General features: G+C 68.5%; 28 protein-coding genes. 8 read left to right on the top strand and 20 right to left on the bottom strand.

All coding sequences use genetic code 11. The features are described 5' to 3' along the window. Positions 1 to 18 precede the first annotated feature (18 nt). A complete protein-coding gene (locus E0H92_RS30770; RefSeq protein WP_131498709.1) occupies positions 19 to 360 on the top strand; it encodes a DUF2200 domain-containing protein in 342 nt (113 codons plus the stop codon). A 4-nt stretch (positions 361 to 364) separates the two neighbouring features. On the opposite strand, the gene dprA is transcribed toward E0H92_RS30770, so the two are convergent. The 14 genes from dprA to E0H92_RS30700 form a co-directional block, all read right to left on the bottom strand. Next, on the bottom strand, positions 365 to 1591 hold the full coding sequence (gene dprA / locus E0H92_RS30765; RefSeq protein ID WP_131498708.1) for a DNA-processing protein DprA: 1227 nt from the start codon (positions 1589 to 1591) through the stop codon (positions 365 to 367). Further along, on the bottom strand, positions 1588 to 3165 hold the full coding sequence (locus E0H92_RS30760) for a YifB family Mg chelatase-like AAA ATPase (RefSeq protein ID WP_131498707.1): 1578 nt from the start codon (positions 3163 to 3165) through the stop codon (positions 1588 to 1590). Before E0H92_RS30760 ends, dprA begins: the two co-directional genes overlap by 4 nt. Further along, complete coding sequence (locus E0H92_RS30755; RefSeq protein WP_131464028.1) at positions 3165 to 3521, bottom strand: YraN family protein; 357 nt, start codon at positions 3519 to 3521, stop codon at positions 3165 to 3167. Before E0H92_RS30755 ends, E0H92_RS30760 begins: the two co-directional genes overlap by 1 nt. 76 nt (positions 3522 to 3597) lie before the next feature. Beyond that, positions 3598 to 3921: a DUF2469 domain-containing protein gene (locus E0H92_RS30750; RefSeq protein ID WP_012922325.1), complete on the bottom strand. Its 324-nt coding sequence runs from the start codon at positions 3919 to 3921 to the stop codon at positions 3598 to 3600. Positions 3922 to 3997: 76 nt separating this feature from the next. Then, the gene (locus tag E0H92_RS30745; RefSeq protein ID WP_131498706.1) at positions 3998 to 4696 is read right to left on the bottom strand and encodes a ribonuclease HII; all 699 of its coding nucleotides are present in this window, start codon (positions 4694 to 4696) and stop codon (positions 3998 to 4000) included. A 52-nt stretch (positions 4697 to 4748) separates the two neighbouring features. Next, a complete protein-coding gene (gene lepB / locus E0H92_RS30740; RefSeq protein WP_131464024.1) occupies positions 4749 to 5513 on the bottom strand; it encodes a signal peptidase I in 765 nt (254 codons plus the stop codon). Next, positions 5510 to 6139, bottom strand: coding sequence for a signal peptidase I (gene lepB, locus E0H92_RS30735; RefSeq protein ID WP_238152915.1), 630 nt, complete (start codon positions 6137 to 6139; stop codon positions 5510 to 5512). Before lepB (E0H92_RS30735) ends, lepB (E0H92_RS30740) begins: the two co-directional genes overlap by 4 nt. A gap of 144 nt (positions 6140 to 6283) precedes the next feature. Next, positions 6284 to 6643 carry a 50S ribosomal protein L19 gene (gene rplS / locus E0H92_RS30730; protein ID WP_131291903.1) on the bottom strand — a complete coding sequence of 120 codons (360 nt, stop codon included), beginning with the start codon at positions 6641 to 6643 and terminating at the stop codon, positions 6284 to 6286. Positions 6644 to 6825: 182 nt separating this feature from the next. Continuing rightward, positions 6826 to 8025, bottom strand: coding sequence for a tRNA (guanosine(37)-N1)-methyltransferase TrmD (gene trmD / locus E0H92_RS30725; protein WP_131498705.1), 1200 nt, complete (start codon positions 8023 to 8025; stop codon positions 6826 to 6828). A gap of 1 nt (position 8026) precedes the next feature. After that, positions 8027 to 8572, bottom strand: a complete 546-nt coding sequence (gene rimM, locus E0H92_RS30720) for a ribosome maturation factor RimM (protein ID WP_131498704.1) — start codon at positions 8570 to 8572, stop codon at positions 8027 to 8029. Positions 8573 to 8688: 116 nt separating this feature from the next. Then, positions 8689 to 8940, bottom strand: coding sequence for an RNA-binding protein (locus tag E0H92_RS30715; RefSeq protein WP_131292053.1), 252 nt, complete (start codon positions 8938 to 8940; stop codon positions 8689 to 8691). Between the two features lie 5 nt (positions 8941 to 8945). Next, positions 8946 to 9449 (bottom strand): 30S ribosomal protein S16, encoded by a 504-nt coding sequence (gene rpsP / locus E0H92_RS30710; protein WP_131464018.1) that lies wholly within the window; start codon positions 9447 to 9449, stop codon positions 8946 to 8948. 171 nt (positions 9450 to 9620) lie between these two features. Beyond that, on the bottom strand, positions 9621 to 10967 hold the full coding sequence (locus tag E0H92_RS30705) for a 6-phospho-beta-glucosidase (RefSeq protein ID WP_131464016.1): 1347 nt from the start codon (positions 10965 to 10967) through the stop codon (positions 9621 to 9623). Then, positions 10964 to 11716 carry a DeoR/GlpR family DNA-binding transcription regulator gene (locus tag E0H92_RS30700; protein ID WP_131464014.1) on the bottom strand — a complete coding sequence of 251 codons (753 nt, stop codon included), beginning with the start codon at positions 11714 to 11716 and terminating at the stop codon, positions 10964 to 10966. Before E0H92_RS30700 ends, E0H92_RS30705 begins: the two co-directional genes overlap by 4 nt. Positions 11717 to 11842: 126 nt before the next feature. On the opposite strand from E0H92_RS30700, the gene E0H92_RS30695 reads away from it, so the two are divergent. From E0H92_RS30695 to E0H92_RS30680, 4 genes are read left to right on the top strand one after another with little or no spacing between them, the layout of a single operon-like run. Then, entirely contained in the window at positions 11843 to 12802 is a 960-nt protein-coding gene (locus E0H92_RS30695) for a carbohydrate kinase family protein (protein ID WP_131464012.1), read from the top strand. A gap of 4 nt (positions 12803 to 12806) precedes the next feature. Beyond that, the gene (locus E0H92_RS30690) at positions 12807 to 14093 is read left to right on the top strand and encodes an ABC transporter substrate-binding protein (protein ID WP_131464010.1); all 1287 of its coding nucleotides are present in this window, start codon (positions 12807 to 12809) and stop codon (positions 14091 to 14093) included. Positions 14094 to 14107: 14 nt separating this feature from the next. Continuing rightward, positions 14108 to 15025: a carbohydrate ABC transporter permease gene (locus tag E0H92_RS30685; RefSeq protein WP_131464266.1), complete on the top strand. Its 918-nt coding sequence runs from the start codon at positions 14108 to 14110 to the stop codon at positions 15023 to 15025. Further along, positions 15022 to 15849 carry a carbohydrate ABC transporter permease gene (locus E0H92_RS30680; protein WP_131498703.1) on the top strand — a complete coding sequence of 276 codons (828 nt, stop codon included), beginning with the start codon at positions 15022 to 15024 and terminating at the stop codon, positions 15847 to 15849. The genes E0H92_RS30685 and E0H92_RS30680 overlap by 4 nt, the downstream gene beginning before the upstream one ends. Here E0H92_RS30680 and E0H92_RS30675 read toward each other — a convergent pair. From E0H92_RS30675 to E0H92_RS30665, 3 genes are read right to left on the bottom strand one after another with little or no spacing between them, the layout of a single operon-like run. After that, the gene (locus tag E0H92_RS30675; protein ID WP_131498702.1) at positions 15815 to 16366 is read right to left on the bottom strand and encodes a hypothetical protein; all 552 of its coding nucleotides are present in this window, start codon (positions 16364 to 16366) and stop codon (positions 15815 to 15817) included. The genes E0H92_RS30680 and E0H92_RS30675 overlap by 35 nt on opposite strands. Beyond that, positions 16297 to 17946 carry a caspase family protein gene (locus E0H92_RS30670; protein ID WP_165550110.1) on the bottom strand — a complete coding sequence of 550 codons (1650 nt, stop codon included), beginning with the start codon at positions 17944 to 17946 and terminating at the stop codon, positions 16297 to 16299. The genes E0H92_RS30675 and E0H92_RS30670 overlap by 70 nt, the downstream gene beginning before the upstream one ends. A gap of 1 nt (position 17947) precedes the next feature. After that, entirely contained in the window at positions 17948 to 18331 is a 384-nt protein-coding gene (locus E0H92_RS30665) for a hypothetical protein (protein ID WP_131498700.1), read from the bottom strand. Between the two features lie 141 nt (positions 18332 to 18472). Here E0H92_RS30665 and E0H92_RS30660 point away from each other — a divergent pair, with 141 nt between their 5' ends. The 3 genes from E0H92_RS30660 to E0H92_RS30650 all read left to right on the top strand — a co-directional run bounded on the left by E0H92_RS30660 (position 18473) and on the right by E0H92_RS30650 (position 20894). Then, positions 18473 to 18667: a hypothetical protein gene (locus E0H92_RS30660; protein ID WP_130387656.1), complete on the top strand. Its 195-nt coding sequence runs from the start codon at positions 18473 to 18475 to the stop codon at positions 18665 to 18667. Between the two features lie 22 nt (positions 18668 to 18689). Next, positions 18690 to 20039 carry a flotillin family protein gene (locus E0H92_RS30655; RefSeq protein ID WP_131498699.1) on the top strand — a complete coding sequence of 450 codons (1350 nt, stop codon included), beginning with the start codon at positions 18690 to 18692 and terminating at the stop codon, positions 20037 to 20039. Between the two features lie 72 nt (positions 20040 to 20111). After that, a complete protein-coding gene (locus E0H92_RS30650) occupies positions 20112 to 20894 on the top strand; it encodes a peptidoglycan DD-metalloendopeptidase family protein (RefSeq protein ID WP_131464000.1) in 783 nt (260 codons plus the stop codon). A 44-nt stretch (positions 20895 to 20938) separates the two neighbouring features. Here E0H92_RS30650 and E0H92_RS30645 read toward each other — a convergent pair whose 3' ends face one another. The 3 genes from E0H92_RS30645 to E0H92_RS30635 form a co-directional block, all read right to left on the bottom strand. After that, the gene (locus tag E0H92_RS30645; protein ID WP_131498698.1) at positions 20939 to 22051 is read right to left on the bottom strand and encodes a S1 family peptidase; all 1113 of its coding nucleotides are present in this window, start codon (positions 22049 to 22051) and stop codon (positions 20939 to 20941) included. Positions 22052 to 22150: 99 nt separating this feature from the next. Continuing rightward, complete coding sequence (locus tag E0H92_RS30640) at positions 22151 to 22789, bottom strand: response regulator transcription factor (protein WP_131463996.1); 639 nt, start codon at positions 22787 to 22789, stop codon at positions 22151 to 22153. After that, complete coding sequence (locus E0H92_RS30635; protein ID WP_131498697.1) at positions 22780 to 23997, bottom strand: sensor histidine kinase; 1218 nt, start codon at positions 23995 to 23997, stop codon at positions 22780 to 22782. The genes E0H92_RS30640 and E0H92_RS30635 overlap by 10 nt, the downstream gene beginning before the upstream one ends. Positions 23998 to 23999: the final 2 nt, after the last annotated feature.

Here is a 23999-nt window from a genome sequence, read left to right as displayed (position 1 = left end):
GAGCCTTACGTTTGTGGGATGAGCCGAATCTTCACCGTCACTTTCGCGTCCGTGTATCCGCTGTACGTGACCAAGGTCGAAAAGAAGGGACGCACGAAGGCCGAACTCGACCAGGTCATCGAGTGGCTGACCGGCTTCGGCGCAGCGGCGTTGAAGGATCACCTCGCGGCGGGCACGACCTTCGAGGACTTCTTCGCCGAGGCAGAGCTCAATCCGCAGGCGTCGGCGATCACGGGAGTCGTCTGCGGCGTACGCGTCGAGAACATCGACGACCCGCTGATGCAGAAGATCCGCTACCTGGACAAGCTGGTCGACGAACTCGCGAAGGGCAAGCCGATGGACAAGATCCTGCGCGCGTAGTGGATCAGTGGCGATCACCAGGTTCCTGGTTGCTACTCGGTGTTGCTAGGCGCCAGCCAGTGGGGGTTTGGGTGATGAGGGTCAGGGTGGCGAGGGTTTGCAGGGATTGGTGGGTTGTGGGGAGGTCAAGGCCTGCTGCGATAGCTATCCGGTCGGTGGGGGCTGGGGTGCGGACCGGGACGGCGTCCAGGGTTCGTTGGAGGTCGGGGGCGAGAGTGTCGGTGAGGGTTCGGGTTGCTCTCGGGGGTTGGGTGAGGTTGGTGCCGAAGGGCGAGATCGCCTCGATGATTTCGGCGACGTTGGTGGTCAGGACGGCGTTGCGTTCGCGGACGAGGAGATGGCTGCCGGCGGACATGCGTGAGGTGATCGGGCCAGGGACGGCGAGCACGGGGCGGCCGCATTGTTCGGCCCAGCCGGCGGTGTTGAGGGCGCCGCTGCGTACTGCGGCTTCGATGACGACGGTGCCTTGGGTGATGGCGGCTATCAGCCGGTTGCGGGCGAGGAAGCGGAGCTTGGTCGGGGCGCAGCCGGGCGGGAGCTCGGTGACGACGAGGCCGTCCTCGGCGATGCGGCTGAGCAGAGCGGAGTTGCGTTTCGGGTAGCTGACGTCGACGCCGCAGGCGAGAACCGCGATCGTCGTACCGGCGGCTGCGAGGGCTCCGCGGTGTGCGGCCGCGTCGATGCCGTAGGCGCCGCCGGACACGATCGTCAGACCGTTGTCGGCGAGGCCGGCGGACAGCTCGGCGGCAACATGTTCGCCGTACGACGAGCAGGCACGTGCGCCGACGACGGCGACAGCCCGGGTCAGGGCTTGGCGGAGGTCCGCGCGGCCGCGCACCCAGAGGCCGAACGGTACGCCGGCTCGGCGGCTCAGCTGACCGGCTTCGTCGAGGACTTCGACGTCGGCCGGCCATTCGTCGTCGCCGGGGATCACGAACCGCGCGCCCGCGGCCGCGGCTCGCTCGAGATCTCGGTGCGGGTCGGCCGTGGCGAGTCTGGTCGACCAGCGCTCCAGGTGTGGGGCGTTGTGCTGGAGGCGGTCCCAGATCTCCAACGGGAGCAGGCCTTCGAAGGCCTTTAGGGCTGCGACGTCGCCCGGCTCAACCACCCGGGACAGACCCGCGCGAGCCAGTCGCTCCTCATCCCCGTTGCCACCAGCAACCGATTCGTAGCCATCAGCTCCGCGCCCGGAGCCGGAGCCCTCGGTCGCGAGTGCGTAGGTGTGGGTCATTGGACGGGTCCTTTGAGGGGGCGGAGATCGGCCAGTTGGGTCAGGGGCTCGCCTGAGCGGAGTTGGAAGGCTTCGTGGGTTTCGTCGACGGTCGGGATGGAGGCGCCGGCCAGGTCGGTCAAGGTCCAGGCGAGGCGGACCACCCGGTCGAAGCCTCGCGCGGTGAGGCGGCCGGCGGTGTAGTGGTCTTCCAGGAGCTTCTGGCTCGCGTCGTCGAGTGGGTGTTCGCGGCGCAGGACCGGGCCGGGGATCTGACTGTTGAGGGTCCAGGCGGTCTCGCGGTACCGGTGCGTCTGGCGATCACGGGCGGCCTGGACGCGAGCGGCGACGACGGCTGTCGACTCCACAGGTTGGCCGTCGGTGACGGTGCGGGCGGCCGGCAGGATCTGACGCTGGATGTCGAGGCGGTCCTTGATCGGGCCGCTGATCCGCTGGCGGTACCGCGCCAGATGCTGTGGTGTGCAGCTGCAGATGCCTTGGTTGGTGCCGGACAAGCCGCAGGGGCAGGGGTTGGCGGCGAGGACGAGCATGAAGCGGGCGGGGAACTTGGCAACGGCCGCGGACCGGTGGATTTCGACGAGTCCCGATTCGAGTGGCTGTCGGAGGCTGTCGAGAGCCAGTGGATGCATCTCGGGTGCCTCGTCGATGAAGAGGACGCCGCGGTGCGCGCAGCTGATGGCGCCTGGTCTCGGCACACCCGTGCCGCCGCCGACCAGGCTGGCCAGGGACGCCGTGTGGTGCGGCGCGATGAACGGCGGCCGGTGGACCAGCTCGGCATCGTTGGTGAGCAGACCGGCGAGGGAGTGCACGGCTGAGACCTCGAGCGAGTCGTCGGTGCTGAGATCAGGCATCAGCCCGGCCAGGCGCTCGGCGAGCATCGTCTTGCCGGACCCCGGTGGGCCGTGCAGGAACAGGTGATGACCGCCCGCGGCAGCGGCCTCGATCGCACGCCGGCCCTCGTGCTGGCCGATGATGTCCTCGAGATCGACGCCCGGCACCCGGATCAGCGACTCCGACACCAGCCGCGGCTCGGCGCGGGGCGGTGCCTCGTCGGGGATCTCGGTGCCGCGGAGCAACGCGAGGACCTGACGTAGCGAGCGAGCGCCGTACACCTCGATACCGGGGACCAACCTGGCCTCGCCGACGTTGAGGTCGGGGACGACGATGCGGTCGAATCCGGCCCGGGACGCGGCCAGGGTCATCGCGAGCGCGCCGCGGACCTCGCGGATGCGGCCGTCGAGGCCCAGTTCGCCGATGATCGCCGTCCGGCGAAGGGCGCCGGGATCGACCGCGCCGGCCGCGGTGAGGAGCGACAACGCGATGGCGACGTCGTAGTGGGAGCCGGTCTTGGGCAGGGTGGCGGGAGACAGGCCGATCGTGACCTTGCGGTCGGGGAACCGCTCGCCGCTGTTCACCACGGCGGCGCGGACCCGGTCGCGGGCCTCGGACAAGGATGTGTCGGGAAGACCGATCAGGGTCGTCTTCGGCAGGCCCTGGGCGATGTCGGCCTCGACCTCGACCAGATGGCCCTCCAGACCGACCAGGGCGACGGACCAGGTGTGGGCGAGTGCCATCAGATCGCACCCCGCACGTGGTCCACGGTCGGCGGCGTGTTGCGGTCGAACAGGATCGAGATGACGTCGATCCGGATCTCGGCCGGTCTCAGCTGATGGGTCTGCAGCCAGCGGCCGGCCAGCCTCCGGAGCGTGGCCAGCTTCCGGTAGGTGATCGACTCCAGCGGGGTGCCGTAGTTCAGCCCGCGCCGGGTCTTCACCTCACAGACAACGAGTGTGTCGCCTTCGCGCGCGACGATGTCGATCTCGCCGAACTCGCAGCGCCAGTTGCGCTCGAGCACGGCGAAACCGTGGCTGCTCAGATACCTCGCGGCGAGGTCTTCGCCGTACCGTCCGACGGTGTTCCTGGTCCGCATCGAGAACCACCTCCGGCAGAGAAGATGCCGGGATCAGGCCTCGCTACGGACCCTCAGTTCGAAACTGTGGACAACCTCAGCGGCCGAAGTCGGAGTCCTTGGGGACTTCCAGGTCGGACTTGGCGAGCTCTTCGATGTTGACGTCGCGGAAGGTGACGACCTTGGCGTTCTTGACGAAGCGGGCGGACCGGTACACGTCCCAGACCCAGGCGTCGGCCATCGTCACCTCGAAGTACACGTCACCGCCCTCGGTACGCACCTTCAGGTCGACCGCGTTGCACAGGTAGAAGCGCCGCTCGGTCTCCACCACGTACTTGAAGATCCCGACGACGTCCTTGTACTCCCGATAGAGCTGCAGCTCCATATCGGTCTCGTACTTCTCGAGGTCGTCAGCACTCATGCCTGCGCCTCGCTACGCTCGGCTCCGGCCTGAGCGCAGTGCACTGCTGCGTTGTCGGTTCGCTCGCTACGCTCGCTCACTGGCTCTCCACTCCGGTGGGACTGGTGACATTCTGTCCCATAACGGGCCGCAGACTGCGGCGGACATTCTCGAACCGCCGTCGATGTTGTGGGCACGGGCCGTATTCGTCCAGTGCCGCCTGGTGTTCAGGGGTGCAGTACCCCTTGTGGATCCCGAACCCGTACTGCGGGTACACCTTGTCCCAGTGCTCCATCACGCGATCCCGCGTCACCTTGGCGATCACTGACGCGGCAGAGATACAGGCGGCCACCCGGTCGCCCTTCCACATCGCCAGGCCCGGTACGCCGAGACCGTCGACGCCGAACCCGTCGGTCAGCACGTACGACGGCCGCACGTCGAGCCGGAACAGCGCCCGGCGGAGCGCCTGCACGTTCGCGACGTGCATGCCGAGCCGATCGCACTCGTCCGCCTCGATGGACACCACCGACCAGGCCAGGGCACGCTTGCGGACCTCTTCGTAGCAGCGCTCACGCGCCTTCGCGGTCAGCAGCTTCGAGTCGGCCAGCCCCGGGATCTGACCGCGCTTGCCCTCCGGCAGGATCACAGCGGCGGCCACCAGCGGCCCCGCGCACGGTCCACGACCGGCCTCGTCGACACCGGCGATCGGATCCAGGCCGACGCGGCGCAGGGCCCGCTCGTACCCGTACAGCCCGGCGTCCCGCCGTACCGTGCTCCCGCGCGGTAACGCGCTCATCCAGCCCTCCGCATCACACAACTCACCCTAGGCGTCCGAGGCGACAGAACGGTTACTTGGGTGGCGGCGTGAGCGATATCGAAGGTTTGTCCGGCGCCGGGCCGGGAGCCGGGACCGCCTTGAAGGTGTCCGGTACGCCGAGTTTGTCCCAGCGACCCGCCGGCCAGACGATCATGATCGCCCGCCCGGTGACCTTGTCCAGCGGGACGAACGCCGCGTCGCCCTGGTTGCCGCCGTTCGCGTCGAGATCCTGCAGATGGACGCGGGAGTCCCCGGAGGCGGACCGGTGGTCGCCCATCACGAAGATCCGGCCGGCCGGGACGGTGACCTGGAAGTCCATCTGGGACGGGGCGTCGCCCGGGTACAGGTAATTGGTCTCGTCGAGCGGCTGACCGTTCACGAGCAGCCGGCCCTTGGCGTCGCAGCAGGCGACCTTGTCGCCGGGCATCCCGATCAGGCGCTTGATCAGGTGGCCGTGGCTGGAGTCCGGCAGCAGGCCGACGATCTCGAAGAACCGGCCGATCGAGCCGCGCTTCTGGCCGCTCTCCTCGGCGCCCAGCCAGCCGCCCGGGTCCTCGAACACGACCACGTCGCCGCGCTTGACGTCGGTGAGCTTCTCCACCACGACCCGGTCGCCGACCAGCAGGGTGTTCTCCATCGACTCGCTCGGGATGATGAACATCTGCCCGACGAACGCCCGCAGGATCGAGGAGACGATCAGGGCACCGACCACGATCAGCACGAACTCGCGGGCGGCCGCCGCGAAGCCCGAGCGGTGGGCAGGTTTGGCGTCCGTCTTGGTCGGTGTATCGGTCACTTCTTCAGCCCCGGCTTCTTGAAGGTTTCCGGAGGACGCAGCATCGTCATCCGGTCAGACGGCCAGATTACGCAACAGGCCCGGCCAACCACGTTCTCGACCGGGACGAATCCGCCGCCGGGGCCGCCCATATGGGCGCGGGAGTCGGCTGATTCGGCCCGGTTGTCGCCCATCACCCACAGGTGACCCGCCGGAACCAGCACGTTGAACGGCATTTCGGACGGCTTGGCGTCCTTCAGGAGATACTCCCGCTCGTCCAGCGGGATGCCGTTGACGGTGATCTGGCCCTGCTTGTTGCAGCAGACCACCCGGTCGCCGCCGATGCCGATCACCCGCTTCACCAGGTGACCCTCGCCGCTGCGCGGCAGGATGCCGACGAACTCACCGATCCGGCGCACCGTGCCCGGCTTGACCTCTTCCTCGTTCAGCCAGTTGTCCGGGTCCTTGAAGACGATGATGTCACCGCGGTCGACGTCGCGATGCAGGTAGCTGATCTTCTCGGCGAGGATCCGGTCGTCCTTCGTCAGGGTGTCGTACATCGACTCCGACGGGACGTAGAACGCCTCAGCGACGAACAGCCGCAGGACCACCGTGATGACGAGCGCGAGCACCGTGACGGTGCTCATCTCGACGAGCAGGCTGAGCAGCGGATTCCGCTGCTTCAGCCTGCGGTGACGTCCCTTGCTGCGACGTGCCCTCGTGGATACCGGTCGAGGGCGAGCGCGAGTCGCAGTGCTCGGCGCCATAGGTGACCGTCGTCGTTACGGGCGTCAGGAGGCCGGGACTTCGCGCTTCTCCTTGATCTTCGCCGCCTTACCGCGCAGCTCGCGCAGGTAGTACAGCTTGGCGCGGCGGACGTCGCCGCGGGTCACGACCTCGATCTTCTCGACGATCGGGGTGTGCAGCGGGAAGGTCCGCTCGACGCCGACGCCGAAGCTGACCTTACGGACCGTGAAGGTCTCCTGCAGGCCACCGCCCTGGCGGCGGATCACGACACCCTGGAAGACCTGGACGCGGGACCGGTTGCCCTCGACGACCTTGACGTGCACCTTGACGGTGTCACCGGGGCGGAAGGCGGGGATGTCGTCACGCTTGCTCGCGTTGTCGAGCTCGTTCAGGACGTTGCTCATCAGGTGTCTCTTCCTCGCGCGTGCCACAGGCCACCCACGAATCTCGGTGGTGATGAAGTCATCAAAAGGCTGCCGGTCGGTGGTCACCCCCTGTGGCAGGAGCACCGAAGGGCAGCAACAGACAATCTTGCCACACGCCCCGCACGGTGACGAAATCCGGTGCCGTCGACCGCGCAGGGTGATCACTTGCGGCGTCTGCGTTTGCCGAGCAGGACCAGGTCGACCTTCGGCGTCTGGGCCTCCCGGCTGAGCTCCCGGTAGCCCGCTTTCCGGTACAGCGCGAGGTTGCGCTCGCTCCGCCCGCCCGTGGTCAGCGCGTACGACGTGACCTCGGCCGGGGCGATCTGCTCCGCGGCACGCAGCAAGCGGGTACCGAGTCCGCGACCCTGCCAGTCCGGGGCCACGATCAGGCGCTCGATCATGCCTACCGCGTCGTCGACGACGAGCTGGACCGATCCGACGATGCGGGTGCCGGCGACGGCCTTCAGAACGGTCCCCCGCTCCAGGCGGGCGGCAGTCGCGGCCGGGTCGTCCATCAGCGGCGGGATCGAGTACTCGTCGTAGAACTGCGCCTCGGACAGGAAGGCCGCCAACTGCAGTACGTGGATCTCTCCCGCGTCAGCAGCCGTTGCGGGCAGCAGGCGGACCCCTGAGGTGGTGTCGTCCTTCTGAGCGACCACATCGCCCCACGCGGCCAGGAGGTCCGGCCGGCGTTCCGCGGTACGCCGTACCGACTCGTCGTGGCGCCAGTCGGCGATTAGGCCGTGGTTCCCGGACAGCAGGACCTCAGGTACGTCGTACCCGCGCCAGCTCGGCGGCTTCGTGTAGACCGGGTACTCGAGCAGGCCGTCGCCCGAGTGGGACTCCTCCGCCAGCGATTCCGGGTTGCCGATCACGCCGGGCAGGAGGCGGGCCACTGCCTCGACCATGACGAGTACGGCGACCTCACCGCCGTTCAGCACGTAGTCGCCGATGGACACCTCGTCGACGCGCATCCGCTCACCGGCGTACGACGCCACGCGCGCGTCGATGCCTTCGTACCGGCCGCACGCGAACGCCAGCCAAGGCTCCGCGGCCAGCTCATACGCCAGCGCCTGGGTGAAAGGGCGGCCGGCAGGCGTAGGGACGATCAGCCGTGGCTGGGTGGGGCCGTCCACGGGGGCGACCGCGTCGAGCGCCTGCCCCCAGGGCTCCGGCTTCATCACCATGCCCGCTCCCCCGCCGTACGGGGTGTCGTCGACGGTCCGGTGGCGGTCGTGGGTCCACTCGCGCAGGTCGTGCAGGTGGATGTCCAGCAGGCCGCTCTTGGCCGCCTTCCCGACCAGGGAGACGTCGAGGGCAGCCAGGTACTCCGGGAAGATCGTGACGACGTCCAGCCGCATGTCAGTCCCCCGGCTCGGTCTGGACCACCTCTGCGCCCTCGGGGTCGAGCAGGCCGGGGCGGTCCGCCACGACGACGTACCGCTTGTCGATGTCGATCTCCGGGACGAGCTCCTCGACCATCGGGACCAGCACCAGGTTCCCCGCGGTACGCCGGATCTCCAGGAGGTCCTGCGACGGCAGGTGCACGACGTCGGTCACCTCGCCGACCTCGGCGCCGTCGGTGGTGCGGACCGCGAGACCGATCAGGTCGCGGTCGTAGAACTCCTCCGGGTCCTCGGGGCGCTCGTCCTCGGCCACCTCGCACTGCACGAAGAGGTTGCGCAGCTGCTCCGCCGCGGTCCGGTCCGGCACCTCGGCGAACTTCACCAGCAGCTTCCCGCTGTGCCAGCGGCTCGAGGCGATGGTCAGGGTCCGGGACACCTTGGCATCGGTCACGACGGTCGCTCCGTCGGCGAACCGGCGGTCCGGCTCGTCGGTGCGCACGTCGATACCGACCTCGCCCTTGATCCCGTGCGCGCGGCCGATCCGCCCGACAGTCACCAACACCTGCAGTAACCCTTCCGACTAGTCTCACTGCGCAAAACGTCCAGTGAGAGTGTGCACCCTGAATGAGACGAAGGGCCGCACCCGACTAGGGGTGCGGCCCTTCGAGGACTATCGAGTCAGCGGCGCGGGCGCCGGTTGAACTCGTCGACGAAGTCGATGCGCAGCGAGGACTCGGAACTGAGGGCGCCGACGACGGTGCGGATCGCGGTGGCGGTGCGGCCGTTGCGGCCGATCACCTTGCCGATGTCGTCGGGGTGGACATGCACCTCGAGGGTGCGGCCACGCCGCAGGTTCCGGGCCCGGACGCTGACGTCGTCGGGGTTGTCCACGATGCCTCGGACCAGGTGCTCGAGCGCCTCGGTCTCCATCATCGTCAGGCCTCGGTGGTCTCGGCCTTGGCCTCTTCGGCCTTCGGCTCGTCCGCCTTGACCTCGTCGGCCTTCGCCTCGTCAGCCTTAGGGGCCTCCGCGACGTCGTCCTTCTTCTCAGCCTTCTTCGCCGTCTTCTTGGCGGTGACGGCCTCGGTCTTCAGCGAGCCGTGGGCCTCGGCCAGCGCCTCGTTGAAGATCTCCTGCTTGTCCCGCTTCGGCTCGGCCACCCGCAGCGGCGCCGGGGCGTCCAGGCCCTTGAACTTCTGCCAGTCGCCGGAGGCCTTGAAGATCGCCTCGACGGCCTCGCTCGGCTGCGCGCCGACGCCCAGCCAGTACTGCGCCCGCTCCGACTCGACGCGGATGAACGACGGCTCGGTCTTCGGGTTGTAGATCCCGATCTCCTCGATCGCCCGGCCGTCCCGCTTGGTGCGGGCGTCCATGACGACGATGCGGTAGTGCGGGGTGCGCTTCTTGCCGATGCGCTTCAAACGGATCTTGACTGCCACTTTCGGGTGGTCTCCCTTGGAATTACAGACTGGGTGAGCAGCACAGCGTCGTGGGGACAACGGAGTGTGACTCGATGGGCCGGCCTGGCGGTGGAGTTAGAGGGCTGCACGAACCAGGACGGACTCAGCAGGCCATTGTGCCAGATTCGGCACCGCTCGGACCAATCGGCGTCACGGGCGCAGGTACGCGAGGTTCGGGAGCTGATCGACGTACGTCTCCAGCAGGTTCCGGGCCACGGTCACCGAGTCTACGAGCGGGTGGTTGGCGAACGCTTTCAGCGCCGCCGAGCGGGAGGCCGCGGTGGCGGCTTCGATGGTGGAGCGCTCGACGGCCTTCACGGAGCAGATCAGGCCGGCCTGGTGGTCCGTGAGCTGGGACACGGTCACCGGGAGCGCCCCGTTGGCGTCCACGGTGCACGGGATCTCCACCACGGCGTCGTCGTCGAGGTGGCGCAGTACGCCGCGGTTGCGGACGTTCAGGATCAGCGAGGCCCGCTCGTTGTGGGCGATCGCCCGCATCAGCGACAGCGCGACCTGCTCGTACCCGCCGGCCGCCATGTCGCGCTCGTCCCGCTCCCCCGCGTCCGCGACCTCACGGCTCTCCACCATGTACGTCGACTCGCGCTCGGCCCGGGTCTTCTGCCACAGCTCGAGCGCCTGCTCGGGGTGCTGCCCGGTCTCGGCGTAGAACGCGGACTGCTGCTCCAGCAGGAACGTGCCACGCGTCTGCCGCACCCCCTGTACGGCGGCCAGCGTCTCGCGCGCGAAGTAGTAGTAGTGCAGGTACTCGTTCGGGATCGAGCCCAGCGACCGCAGCCAGTCCACACCGAACAGCCGGCCCTCCTCGAACGAGGCCAGCGCGTCAGCCGACTGCAGCAGGTCCGGCAGCCGGTCCACGCCGCCGGACCGCAGCCCTCGCAGCCAGCCGAGGTGGTTCAGACCGGCGTAGTCGTAGAACGCGCTGGACGGATCCACTCCGAGTGCCAGCGCCGCCCGGCGCCCCAGACCGGACGGGGAGTCGCAGATGCCGATCACGCGGTCGCCGAGGTACGGGATCATCGCCTCGGTCACCATGCCGGCCGGGTTGGTGAAGTTGATGGTCCACGCTTCCGGTGCGACCGCGGCGATGCGCTGGGCGATCTGCACGGCGACGGGGAGGGTGCGGAGGCCGTAGGCGATGCCGCCGGCGCCGACTGTCTCCTGGCCGAGTACGCCGAGGTCCAGCGCGACCCGTTCGTCCACGGTGCGCCCCTCGAGCCCGCCGACCCGGATGGCCGAGAAGATGAAGTCCGCACCGCGGAGCGCCTCGTCGAGGTCCGTGGTCGCGGTGACGACAGGTGGGTCGAGAGGAGCGCCGGAGGCCTGCTGTTGGAGGACTGCGGCGATTGCTGAGAGCCGAGAGCGGTCGGTGTCGTAGAGGACTACCGAGGTGATGCGGCCGGGGCCTCGGTCGCCCAGTAGGGCGTGGTAGACGAGCGGTACCCGGAAGCCGCCCCCACCCAGGATCGTCAGCTTCACGCCAGAACCACCTCTACTCCTGCTTCGCTCAGTTGGGCACGGGTTGCCGGGTCGGAGTCAGGCTCGGTGACGACGATGGAAAGCTCCCCCGGCTCGCACACCCGGGCGACACCGTGCCCGGGGAACTTGGTCCGGTCGGCGAGCAGGACCACGCGCTCGGCGGCGTTGATCATCGCCCGCTTGACCGGCACCTCGATCATCGTGCTGTCCATGACGCGGCCGTCCGGACGGACCCCGCTGGTCCCCAGGAACAGCCAGTCGACGTGGATCTGCCGCAGGCTCTCCTCGGTCAGGTAGCCGACCAGCGACCGGTAGCTGCGCCGCACGAACCCACCCAGCACGATCAGCTCGATCTGCTCGTCGTACTGCAGCTCCTCCAGTACGGCGAGGTTGCTGGTCACCACGGTCAACGACCGCCCGTGCAGGTGCTGTGCGACCCGGAGCGCCGTCGTACCGATGTCCAGCAGCACGGACTCGCCGTCGGTGACCAGCTCGGCCGCACGACGCGCGATGCGGTCCTTCTCCTCGGCATGGACGGCGTTGACGTCGGCGAACGGCTCGTCACCGCCGTCGACCGCGAGCGCACCGCCGTACACCCGGGTCAGGCGACCCTCGGCGTGCAGCTGCTCGAGGTCGCGCCGGATGGTGGCTTCGCTGACGCCGAGCTTCCCGGCCAGCACCTTGACGCCCCCGGCCCCGTCGGCCCGGAGCGCGCGGACGATCTGATCTTGACGCTGCTTCGGCAACACAGGCAGACCGTATCACGCAAACTCTGTCACTTTCAGTCAAATTTGTGATCAGGTATTGCGGATCCTGCGCAACCGCTTTTAGATTCGTGAACGAGTTTGATCGAGCCTGCAGGAGTGTGGCGCAGCATGCATGAACTGGACGTGGTCGTGTCCGGTCTGGTCTTCCAGGACCTGGTGCTCGGCCTGCCCACCGCGCCGCGTCCCGGCACCGAGGTCTGGGCCACCGAGTCCCACGAGAGCCCGGGCGGCATCGCGAACTTCGCGGTCGCCCTCGCCCGGCTCGGGCTGCGGACCGGTATGGCCGCGGCCTTCGGGGCCGACGCGGACGGCGATCGGGTCTGGACGTACCTGACCGCCGAGGGCATCGATCTGACACTCTCCCGAAGACTCGCCGGCTGGCAGACCCCTCTCACGGTGGCCCTTGCCTACGACAACGACAGGGCACTGGTCACCAGGGGCACCTCTCCCCTGCTGTCGGCCGACGAGCTGATCACCACGCCGCCGGCTGCTCGAGCCGTCGCCGCCCACATCGGATCCTGGCCGAACGAGTGGCTGGCGAAGGCGAAGGCGGCCGGCAGCGTGGTGTTCGCAGACGTCGGCTGGGACCCGACCGAGCAGTGGGACCCGGCAGTGCTCGACCAGCTCCAGCACTGCGACGTGTTCCTGCCGAACGCGGACGAAGCCATGCACTACACGCGGACGGACTCACCAGAGCAGGCCATGCGCCGGCTGGCGGAGCAGGTGCCGCTGGTGGTCGTGTCCAACGGCGCAGCGGGCGCCATGGCACTCGACGCGAGTACTGGCGAGCAGGTCGCCGTACCCGCGTATGCGGTTCCGGCGGCGGACACCACCGGGGCGGGTGATGTGTTCGCCGCCGGTTTCATCGCCGCCACGCTCTGGGAGCTGCCGCTGGCGCAGCGGGTGCGGTTCGCAGCACTCGCCGCCGCGCTCTCCGTCACCCGGCTGGGCGGTGCGGACGCCGCACCGCGCTGGGCCGACCTCGTGGCCTGGCAGGCCCTGCTCGACACGGGGCATCCCGAAGACCACCACCTCCAGGCGCTGATCAGCGCACACTCAGGAAGGTAGAACCATGGAGCTCTCACGTCGGACATTGCTCGGGGGCTTCGCAGCCGTAGCGGGCGGGTCGCTGGTCGGCTGCTCGTCAGGCATGGACAGCGGCACGTCCACCAAGAAGAACGTCGCCACCGAACTCACCATGTGGTGCTGGCCGGGCGGTCTGGGCAAGTCGGTGCTCGACGACACGATCGCGCACTTCCCGGACCCGAAGATCAAGTACTCCGAGATCGGCGGCGACTTCAAGCAGAAGCTGATCACCACGTTCAACGGCGGTACGTCGATCCCCGACATCACCGGCCTGAAGGGCGAGGACATCGCGTCGCTGCTGCCCCAGGCCGAGCGGTTCGTGGACCTGAAGACGGTCGGCGCGGACTCGATCCTCGGCGACTACCTGGAGTGGAAGGTCAACCAGGCCACCACACTCGACGGCAAGGTCATCGGCCTGCCGATCGACGTCGGTCCCACCGCGCTGTTCTACCGCGAGGACATCTTCGCTGCGGCCGGGCTGCCGAGCGACCCCGCGAAGGTGGCCGAGCAGCTGAAGACCTGGGACGACTTCTTCGCCGCCGGTGTCCAGCTGAAGGCGAAGAACCCGAAGGCGCTGCTGGTCTGGGACGCCACCGACCTCTACGACATGGTCGTCGGCCAGGGCACCGAGCGGTACATCTCCAAGGACAACAAGTTCATCGGCGACCAGGACCACATCCGCAAGGCCTGGGACACCTCGGTCAAGGCGATGACGATGAAGATCGACGGCAAGACGCCGAGCGGCTCCCCGGACTGGAACGCCGGACTCGACCAGGGCACGGTGCCCGCGCACATCGGCGCCGCCTGGGTCGCACTGGACATCAAGTCCGCGGTGAAGAAGACCGCGGGCAAGTGGCGGCTCGCGCCGACCCCGGGCGGTGCGGCGAACTTCGGCGGCTCGTTCCTCGCGATCACCAAGAACGCCGCCGATCCGCAGAAGGCGTTCGACGTGATCAAGTACATGCTCAGCCCCGACAACGAGGCCAAGGCGTTCGCGGACGCGCAGATCTTCCCGTCGACGCCGGCGGCGTACGACAAGCCGCAGCTCAAGGCGGCCGACACGTTCTTCGGCGGCCAGGTCCCGATCGACGTCTTCGGCCCGGCCGCGAAGGAGATCCCGGTCGCGTACCAGAGCCCGTTCGACGACTCGGTCGCCGCGCCGTTCCACGACGAGCTGAAGACCGTGCAGACCGGCGCCAAGACCTCGGACGCGGCCTGGTCGGCCGCCGTCTCGAAGGCGAAGGCGATCGCCAAGCGCCAGGGAGTGCAGTGACCCAGGTAACGACGATGCGGACGACGCCGCTGACCGGAGCATCGACCGGTCAGCGGCGGCGGGTCTGGTCGTACTGGCGGTTCTACCTGGCGCTCTCGCCGTTCTACGTCCTGTTCGCGGTGTTCGGGCTGTACCCGATGCTGTCCACGATCGTGCTGGCGTTCCAGCGCTGGGACGGTCTGAGCGCCCGCAGGTTCACCGGCCTGGACAACTTCGCGTTCCTGGTCAAGGACCCGACGTTCTGGCAATCGCTGGAGAACACCGTCGTCCTGTTCCTGATGTCGACGGTCCCGACCCTCGTGCTCGCGCTGCTGCTGGCGGTGATGCTGCAGTCGGCGGTCCGGTTCACCAACGTCTACCGGATCGCGTACTTCATCCCGAACGTCACGTCGCTGGTCGCGATGGCGATCTTCTTCAGCTCGATCTTCAGCACGAACTTCGGTCTGGTGAACGCCGCGCTGCGGTCGCTCGGCATCCCGCAGCAGGACTGGCTCGGGCAGCCGTGGGGGATCAAGATCGCGATCTCCACGATGATCGTGTGGCAGTGGGTCGGGTACAACACGCTGATCTACCTGGCCGGCCTGCAGGCGATCCCGAAGGACCAGTACGAGGCCGCCAAGGTGGACGGGGCGGGAGCGGTCCGCACATTCTTCTCCATCACGTTGCCGCAGCTGCGTCCCGTCGTACTGTTCACCGTCGTCATGTCGACGATCGGCGGACTGCAGACGTTCACCGAGCCGCAGGTGATGGTCGGCAACAGCGGCGGCACCGGGCAGAGCGGGATGACGGTCGTGCTGTTCTTCTACCGGGCCGCGTTCCTGGACAACGACTACGGGTACGCCGCCGCGATCGCGCTGAGCATCTTCGCGCTCGTGCTGTTGTTCACGGCCATCAACTGGCGGATCTTCCGCGGACGGGGTGAGGATCGATGACGCGGTACCGGCTGCGCGGGCTCGCGCTGCACGGGGCGCTCGTGGTGGCGCTGCTGGTGTTCATGTTCCCGTTCGTGTGGACGATCCTGATGGCGTCGAACACGACCGCGGACATCTACCGGTTCCCGCCCAAGCTGACCTTCGGCGGGCACTTCGGTGAGAACGTCCGGCACGTGCTCGAGAACGTCGCGTTCTTCCAGTCGATGGCCAACACCGCGGTCGTGGCGATCTCGACCACGCTGCTGGTGCTGTTCTTCGACTCGCTGGCCGCGTTCACGTTCGCGAAGTTCCGGTTCCCGGGGCGGAACGCGTTGTTCGTGATCCTGCTCGCGACGATGCTGCTGCCGGCGCAGCTGGCCGCCGTACCGCAGTTCCAGACGATGGCGATCCTCGGCTGGGTCGGCTCGCTGAAGGCGCTGATCATCCCCGGCGCGGCGAACGCGTTCGGCATCTTCTGGATGCGGCAGTACTTCCAGAACTCGATCCACGACGAGCTGATCGAGGCCGCGACGCTGGACGGCTGCGGCTTCTTCGGAACGTACTGGCACGTCGCGCTGCCGTCGGCGCGGCCGGCGCTGGCGTTCCTCGGCATCTTCACGTTCGTCGGTTCCTGGAACGACTACATGTGGCCGCTGATCGTGCTGACCAACCCGGACCACGTGACACTGCAGGTCGCGCTGTCGACGCTGAACCGGTCGCACGGCGTGGACTACAGCATGGTGATGACCGGCGCGTTGATGGCGATGGTGCCCCTGGTGATCGTCTTCGCGCTCTTCGCCCGCCAGTTCATCAAGGGCGCGACGGAAGGCGCAGTACGCGGCTGAGAACTCCGGCTACGATCGCCGCGCTGCCCAGCAGCGCGGCGAGGAAGGCAACCGGTGCATTCCCTCCGGTCAGCGCAGGTATGGCGGCAATCGCGCTGATCACGGCGTACGTCGTCGCTGTGGCCGCAAGCCAGGTCAGGGCGCGTGCCTCGACTGCGGCCAGCGCGAGCCAGGCCAGGGCGACGACCACGAGCGGCTCGAGCACGGCCAGGACCGTGACGTCGACGAAGGCGAAGCCGTCTGGATGATTGATGAGCCCGCTCGCCAGCACCAGGATGCCGCCGGCAACGACCAGGGCCGCGCTCGGGACCGGCACCGGCCGGATGCGCCATCGCTCGGGCCACAGCACGACGAGGAGTACGGCGGCCATGACCAAGCCGATCCCGAGCACCGCGAGCCAGGACCACGGTGTCTCGGTGTCGTTCTCCCAGATGCCGGCACCGAGGATCAGGAGCGCGTCCTCGAGGACACCGGCGACGCGCCTGCGACGACACCGAGTGCGACAGGTCCCGCCCACCGGGAGATCAGGCTCACCACGAGTGCTGTGACGGACGACAGGAAGACCGGATCGTGCCAGGTCCGATACACGTGCCAGCCGGTGGTCTCGGGGTCGTACCAGAGATTGCTCGACTCGGCTGCACCCGGCCAGTTGATCCCGATCAGGAGCCCCGACCCGACGATCAGTACGGCGATCAGCCACCCAGGAGGTTTCACTGACTCAACGGACAGCTCGGGAACCGGCCCGGTCTGTGCCGGTTCGGTCTGTAGTCGCTCGGTTTGTGGTGGCTCGGTCTGTGGTGGCTCGGGTAGCGGAGCCGGCCGGGGTACGGGCTCCGGCTCCGGCTCGGGCGGCGGCGCCGGCGGTTCGGACTCGGTGTCCGGCAGCGTCGCGCGGACCGGGATCCTGCGTTCGCCGATCGGCCCGCTGAGGATCACCGACGCATCGCCCGCCCCGTCGGCGCGGACCCGGACGATCGCACCGTCCTGCTCGACCTTCAGCCAGGAGGCACTCGCCGACGCCGAGGCCGTCAAGGCGATCGGCGGCCCCTCGAGCCGCAGCTCCGCCGTCTCGCCGGTGAGCTCCACGTCGGGCGGCGTGACGACCAGCTCGGCCCCGGCGATCGCTTCGGCTACCGCGTCGGAGACCCGGCGGCTGTCGTCGTCGATCATCCGGTGCAGCGCCTGCCAGGCGGCGTAGGCCTGCCCGAGGTCGGCGTCGGACAACCGTTCGCGCAGGTAGTCGACCACACCGAACCTTGCTGCCGGCAACGGACTCTCCATCGCCTCGAGCAGTGCCGGGGCGAGCGGAGCGGGAGTGATCCGGCGGATCCGGCTGCGGGCGATCAGCAGCTCGCCCTGCGATCCGAAGGTCCACATCTGCGGGTTCTGGTTCGGCGTCACCCGGCGGACCCGATCGGTCACGTACCCGACCAGTTCCGTGAGACCGACCCAGCCGTCGCCGTCCCGGTCCGCCTCCCCGGTCGTCAGCCCGTCGACCACGGCACCGGTGAACACCGACGGCGTCGGCGTCGCGTCCGTCGCCAACTGTCCGCCCTCGAACGCGTACTCCATCGCGCTCGATGCCGTCACGACCACCCGGCCGCGGCCACCGCCCACATCGGCCTGTCCGGCGAAAGCGTCCCGTACCTGGGCCTCACCGGCTGCACGCACGACCATGCCGCGCGGGAACGCGCCGCCGTAACAGCAGTCCAGGAACAAGGCGATCCGCTGCGCGCGACTGTCCGACATCTGCCGGTTGACGAAGTCCGCGGCCACCGCGGTCGACGCGAGCCGGGCAGGTTTGGTGTCCGCGACCGCGAGGAACAGCTCGCCCGCCGCGTTCTTCAGGCCGTGGCAGGAGAAGTGCAGCAGCAACAGGTCTTCGGGCTGCCGGTCGGCGAAAAAGTCCTCGACCGCGACCCGGATCCCCTGCGCGGACTCGTTGCGCAGGACCTGGACCTCGAAACCGCCCACCGACGGATCGGCCAGCGCCTCGGCCAGCGCGGCCGCGTCCTGCGCCGGCGCCACCAGACTGCGCAGTCCGGGGTCGTCGTAATGGTCGTTGGCCACGACCAGGGCGATCCGCGCGCCGGGCATGTCACACATCCGCTCCGGCGTGCCGTCGTACGAAGGTGTCGATCAACTGTTGCTGCATCGCGTCGGAGGCGCCGGTCAGTTCGATCACGTCGCCGTCGATCGTGACCTTCACGGACCGCCCGCTGCCGGATCTGCGCAGCCATTCCCGGATCACCGCGACCACCCCGCCGATCGCCTGCAGACCGGGCGCCAGCGACACACTCAGTACGCCGGCCACAGCGGCGAGCGCGCCCTTCGAACCCTCCGGCGCCGCGCCCTCGCCGTACGGCTCGACCGACCGTACGTCGAGCATCAGCAACTCCTGGCGCAACAGCAGCGCCAGCACCTCGAGCCGCTCCTCGTCGACGCCGCTGTCGACGACCTCGATCCGGACCTTCTCGCCCATGGCCCCTCCCCACCCCCAGGCCGTTGCCTCAACCATGCCGCCGTGCCGGGCCCGCCACAAGGGGCGTGGCCGGCAGGCACCGGCCGGGAACAACGTAGGCTTCGGGAACTGGAACAGGCAGCGGTACGTCGGAGGGGCAACATGGTAGGCAAGCGGGGGCGGGTGATCGGCCGGATCGCACCCGGGATCGTCGGCGAAGTGATGTTGCCGGTCCGGGGTGCCACCGAGGCCTTCTACGCTTACCCGGCGACCGACGAGGTGCTCGAGGTGGGGACGCAGGTTGTCGTCGTCGACTTCGATCCGCCCCGCACCGTGTACGTCGCTCGCGCCATCTAATTGAAGTTCCCTTGGAGGGGAAATGCTCTGGACGTACCTGATCATCGCGGCCGTCGCGGTGGTCGTTCTTCTGATCCTGTTCCGGATGGTCTGGCGGGTGGCGGAGCCGAACGAGGCGCTGATCATCTCCGGCCTCGGCGCGCACTCGAGCACCGACCAGGTCAACGAGACGCTCGGTTTCAAGATCGTCGTCGGCCGCGGCACCGCGGTGCTCCCCGGTTTCCAGACCGTACGGCGGTTGCCGCTGGACATCCGCGCGACGCCGCTGACCGTGACGTGCGTGTCCAGCCAGGGCATCCCGCTGCACATCAAGGGCGTCACGGCGTACAAGGTGGGTGACGACTACGGCTCGATCGCGAACGCCGCCCGGCGGTTCCTGGAGCAGAGCGACGAGCAGGTGATGGGCACCATCCACGAGCTGTTCGCTGGTCACCTGCGGGCGATCGTCGGCTCCACCACGGTCGAGGAGATGCTGCACGACCGGGAGACGCTGACCACCAACATCCGCGGCTCGCTGGCCGGGGACATGGAGAAGCTCGGCCTGGTCGTGGACTCGCTCCAGATCCAGGAGATCGACGACGAGTCCGGCTACATCCGCAACCTCGGCCGTCCGCAGGCCGCGGCCGTCGAGGCCGCCGCCCGGATCGCGCAGGCCGAGCGGGACAAGGAGGCGACCGAGCGCGAGCAGGCCGCCGCCGCGCAGAAGGCCGCGGCCGTCCGGCAGAGCTCGATCGCCCAGGCCGGCTACCAGGCCGAGGTCGACCAGGCGAACTCGAAGGCGTCGCAGTCCGGTCCGCTGGCCGAGGCGCTGGCCCGCCAGGAAGTCGTCGTCGCCGAGACGGAGACCGCGAAGCTGAACGCGTCGCTGGCCGAGAAGCAACTGGAGTCGTCGGTGCTGAAGCCGGCCGACGCCGAGGCGTACCGGCAGCGCACGCTGGCCGCGGCCGCCCGTGACGCGCAGATCGCGGCGGCCGAGGCGAACGCCCGGGAGGTCCAGCTCCGCGGTGAGGCGCAGGCGAAGGCCACCGAGCTGACCGGTAAGGCCGAGGCGTCCGCCGTCCAGGCCAAGGCGATGGCCGAGGCGGCCGGTATCAAGGCGCGCGCCGAGGCGCTGGCCACCAACACCGAGGCGGTCGTCGCGCAGCAGCTGGCCGAGGCCTACCCGGAGATCGTCACCGCTGCGGCGAGCTCGTTCGACAAGGTCGGCAACATGGTCGTGCTGAACGGTGCCCAGGGCATCGAGGACACCCTGGTGAAGACCATCACGATGGGCGGCTCCGGCTTCGCGCTGGCCAAGCAGCTGATCGATTCGCTGGCCACGAAGAAGGACGAAGCCCCGAAACTGGAGCCGGTTCCGGACGAGTCCGCCTGACCCGCCGCGCCGACAATTAACTACAGACGCAAACCGTTGAAGGTTGCTGCTTAACGGCTGACACTGAGCAGCATGCCGCCCAGAAGGATTCTCGCAGTACTCGCCGCGCTCCTGCTCGGCATCGCCACTCTGGTGGCGATGCCGACGCAGGCGCAGGCCGCGCCGAACTTCAAGGCCCCGTTCCCGTGTGGCCAGCGCTGGACCTACAGTCACCACTCCGGTGAGGTCCGCCGCGCTCTCGACTTCATCCGCGCCGACGGCGGGACGACGAACGGTACGCCGGTCCTCGCGTCCGCCGGTGGTACGGCGTACCGCTTCTCGCAACCGAGCGGCGCCGGCAACTACATCGCCATCGAGCACGGCGGCGGCTGGAAGACGTACTACTTCCACCTGTCCGCCTACTCCGTCGCCAACGGCCAACAGGTCTCGCAGGGCCAGCAGATCGGAGTCACCGGAAGCACCGGCAACTCCACCGGTCCGCACATCCACTACGAGCAGTTGCTCAACGGTGTCGGTCAGAACATCGTGATCAACGGGTCAGGGCTCGCCTACCCGGGCTCCTACGGCTCCTACTTCCTCACCAGCGACAACGGCTGCTCCGGCCCGGGCAAGAACTACATGACCTGGGGCTCCGGCGTGAACGTCCGCTCCGACGCGCACCTGAGCTCGCCGGTCGTGACCACGCTGGGCGGACCGACCTCGGTGTGGGTGCTCTGCCAGAAGCAGGGCGACACCGTGAACGCCGAGGGCTACACCAACAACTGGTGGTCGAAGCTGCGGGACCAGAACGGTTTCATCAGCAACATCTACATCGACGATCCGAACGCCCAGCTCCCCGGCGTACCGATCTGCTGACCGGTGTGGGATCCCCTTGTGCGCAAGGGGATCCCACAGCTTCGCTAGGCGGTGTGGAGGGTCAGACCGTAGGCCTGCAGGATCTCGTTGACCGGCTGGAACCACGTCTCGCCGCCGCTGCTGCAGTTGCCCCAGCCACCGGAGGTGACGCCCTGCGCCTGGTCACCGGTGATGAACGACCCGCCGGAGTCGCCGCCCTCGGCACAGACACTGGTCTTGGTCGCGCCGTAGAACAGCTGACCGTTGCCGTAGTTCACCGTCTCGTTCTTGGCCAGGATCGACCCGCAGTGCCAGTGGGTCGTTGACCCGCTCCGGCACACCGACGAGCCGATCGGCGCCTCCCACGACCCGCGGACGAGCTGGTCGCTCACCTGTCCCCAGCCGAGTACGACCGGTACGGTCCACCAGCCGTAGCCCGTGCCGACCCAGGCGTAGTCGTTGCCCGGGAACGACCAGCCGCGGAACGAGCCCTGGTCCGAGCCGTCCCAGCCGCGCACGATGCCGCTCCGGCCGCAGTGGCCGGCGGTGACGTATCCGCCGTATACCGAGAAGCCGATCGAGCAGCGGATGTTGCTGACGTAGTACGGGTCACCGCCGACGGTGCCGGCCGCGAAGGTACGTGGCGCCTGCGCCGCGACCTCCTTGACCGTGACCGCGCCGGCCTTCGCTACCTTGGCGACGAACGCGTCGACGGCCTGGGAACGCTTGCCTGCTTGGACGTTGATGACCACGCTGCCGCTCTTGGCGTCGGTGGACCAGCCACTGACCGCAGGCGGCACGGCCTTGCCCGCCAGCTTGTCGACCGCTGACTTCTGCTTGTCGAGCGTGGCAGCCGCAACCGGTACGGCGGCCACCTGCGCACCTGTGGCGCGTACCGCGGCCGCACGTGCAGAGCCGACCACGCCGACGACCAGCTTCTGCGTGGCCGCGTCGTACCAGGCTCCGCCGAACGCGGTGCCGGCCGCCTTCTGGGCCGCAGGCAACAACTTGGCGGCCGACGTCTCGGAGGCCAGCCGCTGCTGCATCTGCTGCTCTGTCAGCCCGAAATCACGCTGCATGGCCACGGACTGGCCGGGGACTGCCAGAGGCTCGGCCATTGCTTGTGCGGGCACAGTCAGGACAGCCGCCGTGAGTACGGCGGCCAGTAGGACCTTCATCGGAACTCTCCTCACCTAGGGGCGGTTCGGTGGATGAGAGCGCTCTCAGGTTTGAGAGTGGCCTACGTTGTCAGGCGCGTCAAGGGCTCAGACGCCCTCTCAGAGTCCGAGGTAGGCGAGAACGGCGAGGACGCGGCGGTGACCGGAGTCGGTCGGCGGCAGGTCGAGCTTCAGGAACACGTTGCCGACATGCTTGTGCACGGCACCGTCCGAGATCACCAGCTTCTCGCCGATCGCCGCGTTGCCGAGGCCTTCGGCCATCAAAGCGAGTACTTCGCGCTCGCGCGGCGTGAGGCGGTCCAGCGGGCTGCTCCGCTTCACCATGAGCTGGCTGACCACCTCCGGGTCCAGCACAGTCCCTCCGCCCGCAACCCGGCGTACCGCTTCCAGGAACTCGTCGACGCGGGACACCCGGTCCTTCAGGAGGTACCCGACCCCTTCGCTGCCGGCCGCCAGCAGCTCGGCGGCGTACACCTCCTCGACGTACTGCGAGAACACCAGCACCGGGAGCCCTGGCCGGACACGACGAGCCTCGATCGCCGCCCGCAGGCCCTCGTCGGTGAAGGTCGGTGGCAGCCGTACGTCGACCACCGCGATGTCCACCGGGTGCTCGTCGATCGCCTTGGCGAACTCGTCCGCGTCGGTGGCGACGGCGGCGACCTGGAAGCCGGAGTTGTCGAGCAGCAGGCTCAGGCCCTCCGCGAGGATCGGGTTGTCCTCGAGGATGATCACCCGCACGGAAGGATCACCTCGACGGTGGTCGGCCCGCCGATCGGACTGTTCAGCTCCATGTGACCGTCGATCGCCTGCACGCGATGGAGCATGCCATGCAGGCCGCTCCCCCGGCCCAGCAGGTCGGACTGCTCGCTGACTCGCGCTCCACCGATCCCGTCGTCCATGACCGCCAGGTAGAGCTCAGGACCACGCCGCTCGAGCTGTATGTCGACATGTCCCGCAGCACTGTGCTTGGTGATGTTGGTGAGGGACTCCGCGACGACGAAGTACGCAGCGGCCTCCACTGCTGCCGGGACCTCGCCCAGCGCACCGATGCGGAGCTCAACCGGCAGCGGGCAGCGCGCAGCCAGTGCGGAGACCGCTCCGGCCAGACCGCGGTCCGCAAGGATCGGCGGGTACATGGTCCGCAGTACGCCGCGTAGCTCGGTCATGGCCTGCTCTGCGCCGTCACGGGCGTCGTCCAGCAGCTTGGCCGCCTTCTCCGGGTCATCAGCCATCGTCTGCTTGGCGATGCCGATCCGCATCGCCAGCGACACCAGCTGCGCCTGGGTACCGTCGTGCAGGTCGCGCTCGATACGGCGCAGCTCAGCGCCGTGTGAGTCGACAGCACCGGCCCTGCTCTTGGTGAGCTCTTCGACGCGCTGCTCGAGCAGCTGCTCCTGACTCGGAGCAAGCAGCTTCAACACCGTAGTGGCGTGTCCACGAGCCAGAGCGGGCCCCACACGGCCCAGGAACCACAGACTGACGCCGACCTGGAGCGGACCGAGTGTGAGGGCCTCGAGCCAGTTGTCGACGTCGACACCCATCAAGCTGAAGTTGCCGGGGTCAACCCACCACAGCAGCATGCCGAGGACCGCGGCGGGCGCACCGACCACAGCGATGACCGCCACGAACAGCTCCGGGATCATCGCCAGTGGCATCAGCAGGCAGCGCAGGCTCCGCTTGAAGGACTTGTCCCGGAACAACGTCATGACATCTCCCGGCTGCCGTGGCAGTGCCGGCGGCAGTTCCTCGGCCTGCGGCAGGCCGAGGAACTTCGCTGCGCGGTCCCGCTCGCTGTTCGCGAGTCGCACCAGACCGCCGGTGAAGGCGGGGATCAGCCAGCCGAGCAGCAGGGCGTTGGGCAGCGCCAGCAAGAGCAGCAGCGACCGCACGTACCGGATCGCCAGGTACCCACTGGCCCGGCCGCCGCGCGCAAGGATCTTGGTCATGC

The organism is Kribbella speibonae, from assembly GCF_004331375.1.
Classification (GTDB): Bacteria; Actinomycetota; Actinomycetes; order Propionibacteriales; family Kribbellaceae; genus Kribbella; species Kribbella sindirgiensis.
Note: the sequence above shows the minus strand (reverse complement) of the source record. Positions and strands in the feature narration are given on the sequence as shown.

Coding starts and splice junctions, on each gene's coding strand:
- E0H92_RS30770 (WP_131498709.1), top strand. CDS start 19: ATGAGCCGAATCTTCACCGTCACTTTCGCGTCCGTGTATCCGCTGTAC.
- dprA (WP_131498708.1), bottom strand. CDS start 1,591: ATGACCCACACCTACGCACTCGCGACCGAGGGCTCCGGCTCCGGGCGC.
- E0H92_RS30760 (WP_131498707.1), bottom strand. CDS start 3,165: ATGGCACTCGCCCACACCTGGTCCGTCGCCCTGGTCGGTCTGGAGGGC.
- E0H92_RS30755 (WP_131464028.1), bottom strand. CDS start 3,521: ATGCGGACCAGGAACACCGTCGGACGGTACGGCGAAGACCTCGCCGCG.
- E0H92_RS30750 (WP_012922325.1), bottom strand. CDS start 3,921: ATGAGTGCTGACGACCTCGAGAAGTACGAGACCGATATGGAGCTGCAG.
- E0H92_RS30745 (WP_131498706.1), bottom strand. CDS start 4,696: ATGAGCGCGTTACCGCGCGGGAGCACGGTACGGCGGGACGCCGGGCTG.
- lepB (WP_238152915.1), bottom strand. CDS start 6,139: ATGAGCACCGTCACGGTGCTCGCGCTCGTCATCACGGTGGTCCTGCGG.
- rplS (WP_131291903.1), bottom strand. CDS start 6,643: ATGAGCAACGTCCTGAACGAGCTCGACAACGCGAGCAAGCGTGACGAC.
- trmD (WP_131498705.1), bottom strand. CDS start 8,025: ATGCGGCTGGACGTCGTCACGATCTTCCCGGAGTACCTGGCTGCCCTC.
- E0H92_RS30715 (WP_131292053.1), bottom strand. CDS start 8,940: ATGGAGACCGAGGCGCTCGAGCACCTGGTCCGAGGCATCGTGGACAAC.
- E0H92_RS30695 (WP_131464012.1), top strand. CDS start 11,843: ATGCATGAACTGGACGTGGTCGTGTCCGGTCTGGTCTTCCAGGACCTG.
- E0H92_RS30690 (WP_131464010.1), top strand. CDS start 12,807: ATGGAGCTCTCACGTCGGACATTGCTCGGGGGCTTCGCAGCCGTAGCG.
- E0H92_RS30685 (WP_131464266.1), top strand. CDS start 14,108: ATGCGGACGACGCCGCTGACCGGAGCATCGACCGGTCAGCGGCGGCGG.
- E0H92_RS30680 (WP_131498703.1), top strand. CDS start 15,022: ATGACGCGGTACCGGCTGCGCGGGCTCGCGCTGCACGGGGCGCTCGTG.
- E0H92_RS30670 (WP_165550110.1), bottom strand. CDS start 17,946: ATGCCCGGCGCGCGGATCGCCCTGGTCGTGGCCAACGACCATTACGAC.
- E0H92_RS30665 (WP_131498700.1), bottom strand. CDS start 18,331: ATGGGCGAGAAGGTCCGGATCGAGGTCGTCGACAGCGGCGTCGACGAG.
- E0H92_RS30660 (WP_130387656.1), top strand. CDS start 18,473: ATGGTAGGCAAGCGGGGGCGGGTGATCGGCCGGATCGCACCCGGGATC.
- E0H92_RS30655 (WP_131498699.1), top strand. CDS start 18,690: ATGCTCTGGACGTACCTGATCATCGCGGCCGTCGCGGTGGTCGTTCTT.
- E0H92_RS30650 (WP_131464000.1), top strand. CDS start 20,112: ATGCCGCCCAGAAGGATTCTCGCAGTACTCGCCGCGCTCCTGCTCGGC.
- E0H92_RS30645 (WP_131498698.1), bottom strand. CDS start 22,051: ATGAAGGTCCTACTGGCCGCCGTACTCACGGCGGCTGTCCTGACTGTG.
- E0H92_RS30635 (WP_131498697.1), bottom strand. CDS start 23,997: ATGACCAAGATCCTTGCGCGCGGCGGCCGGGCCAGTGGGTACCTGGCG.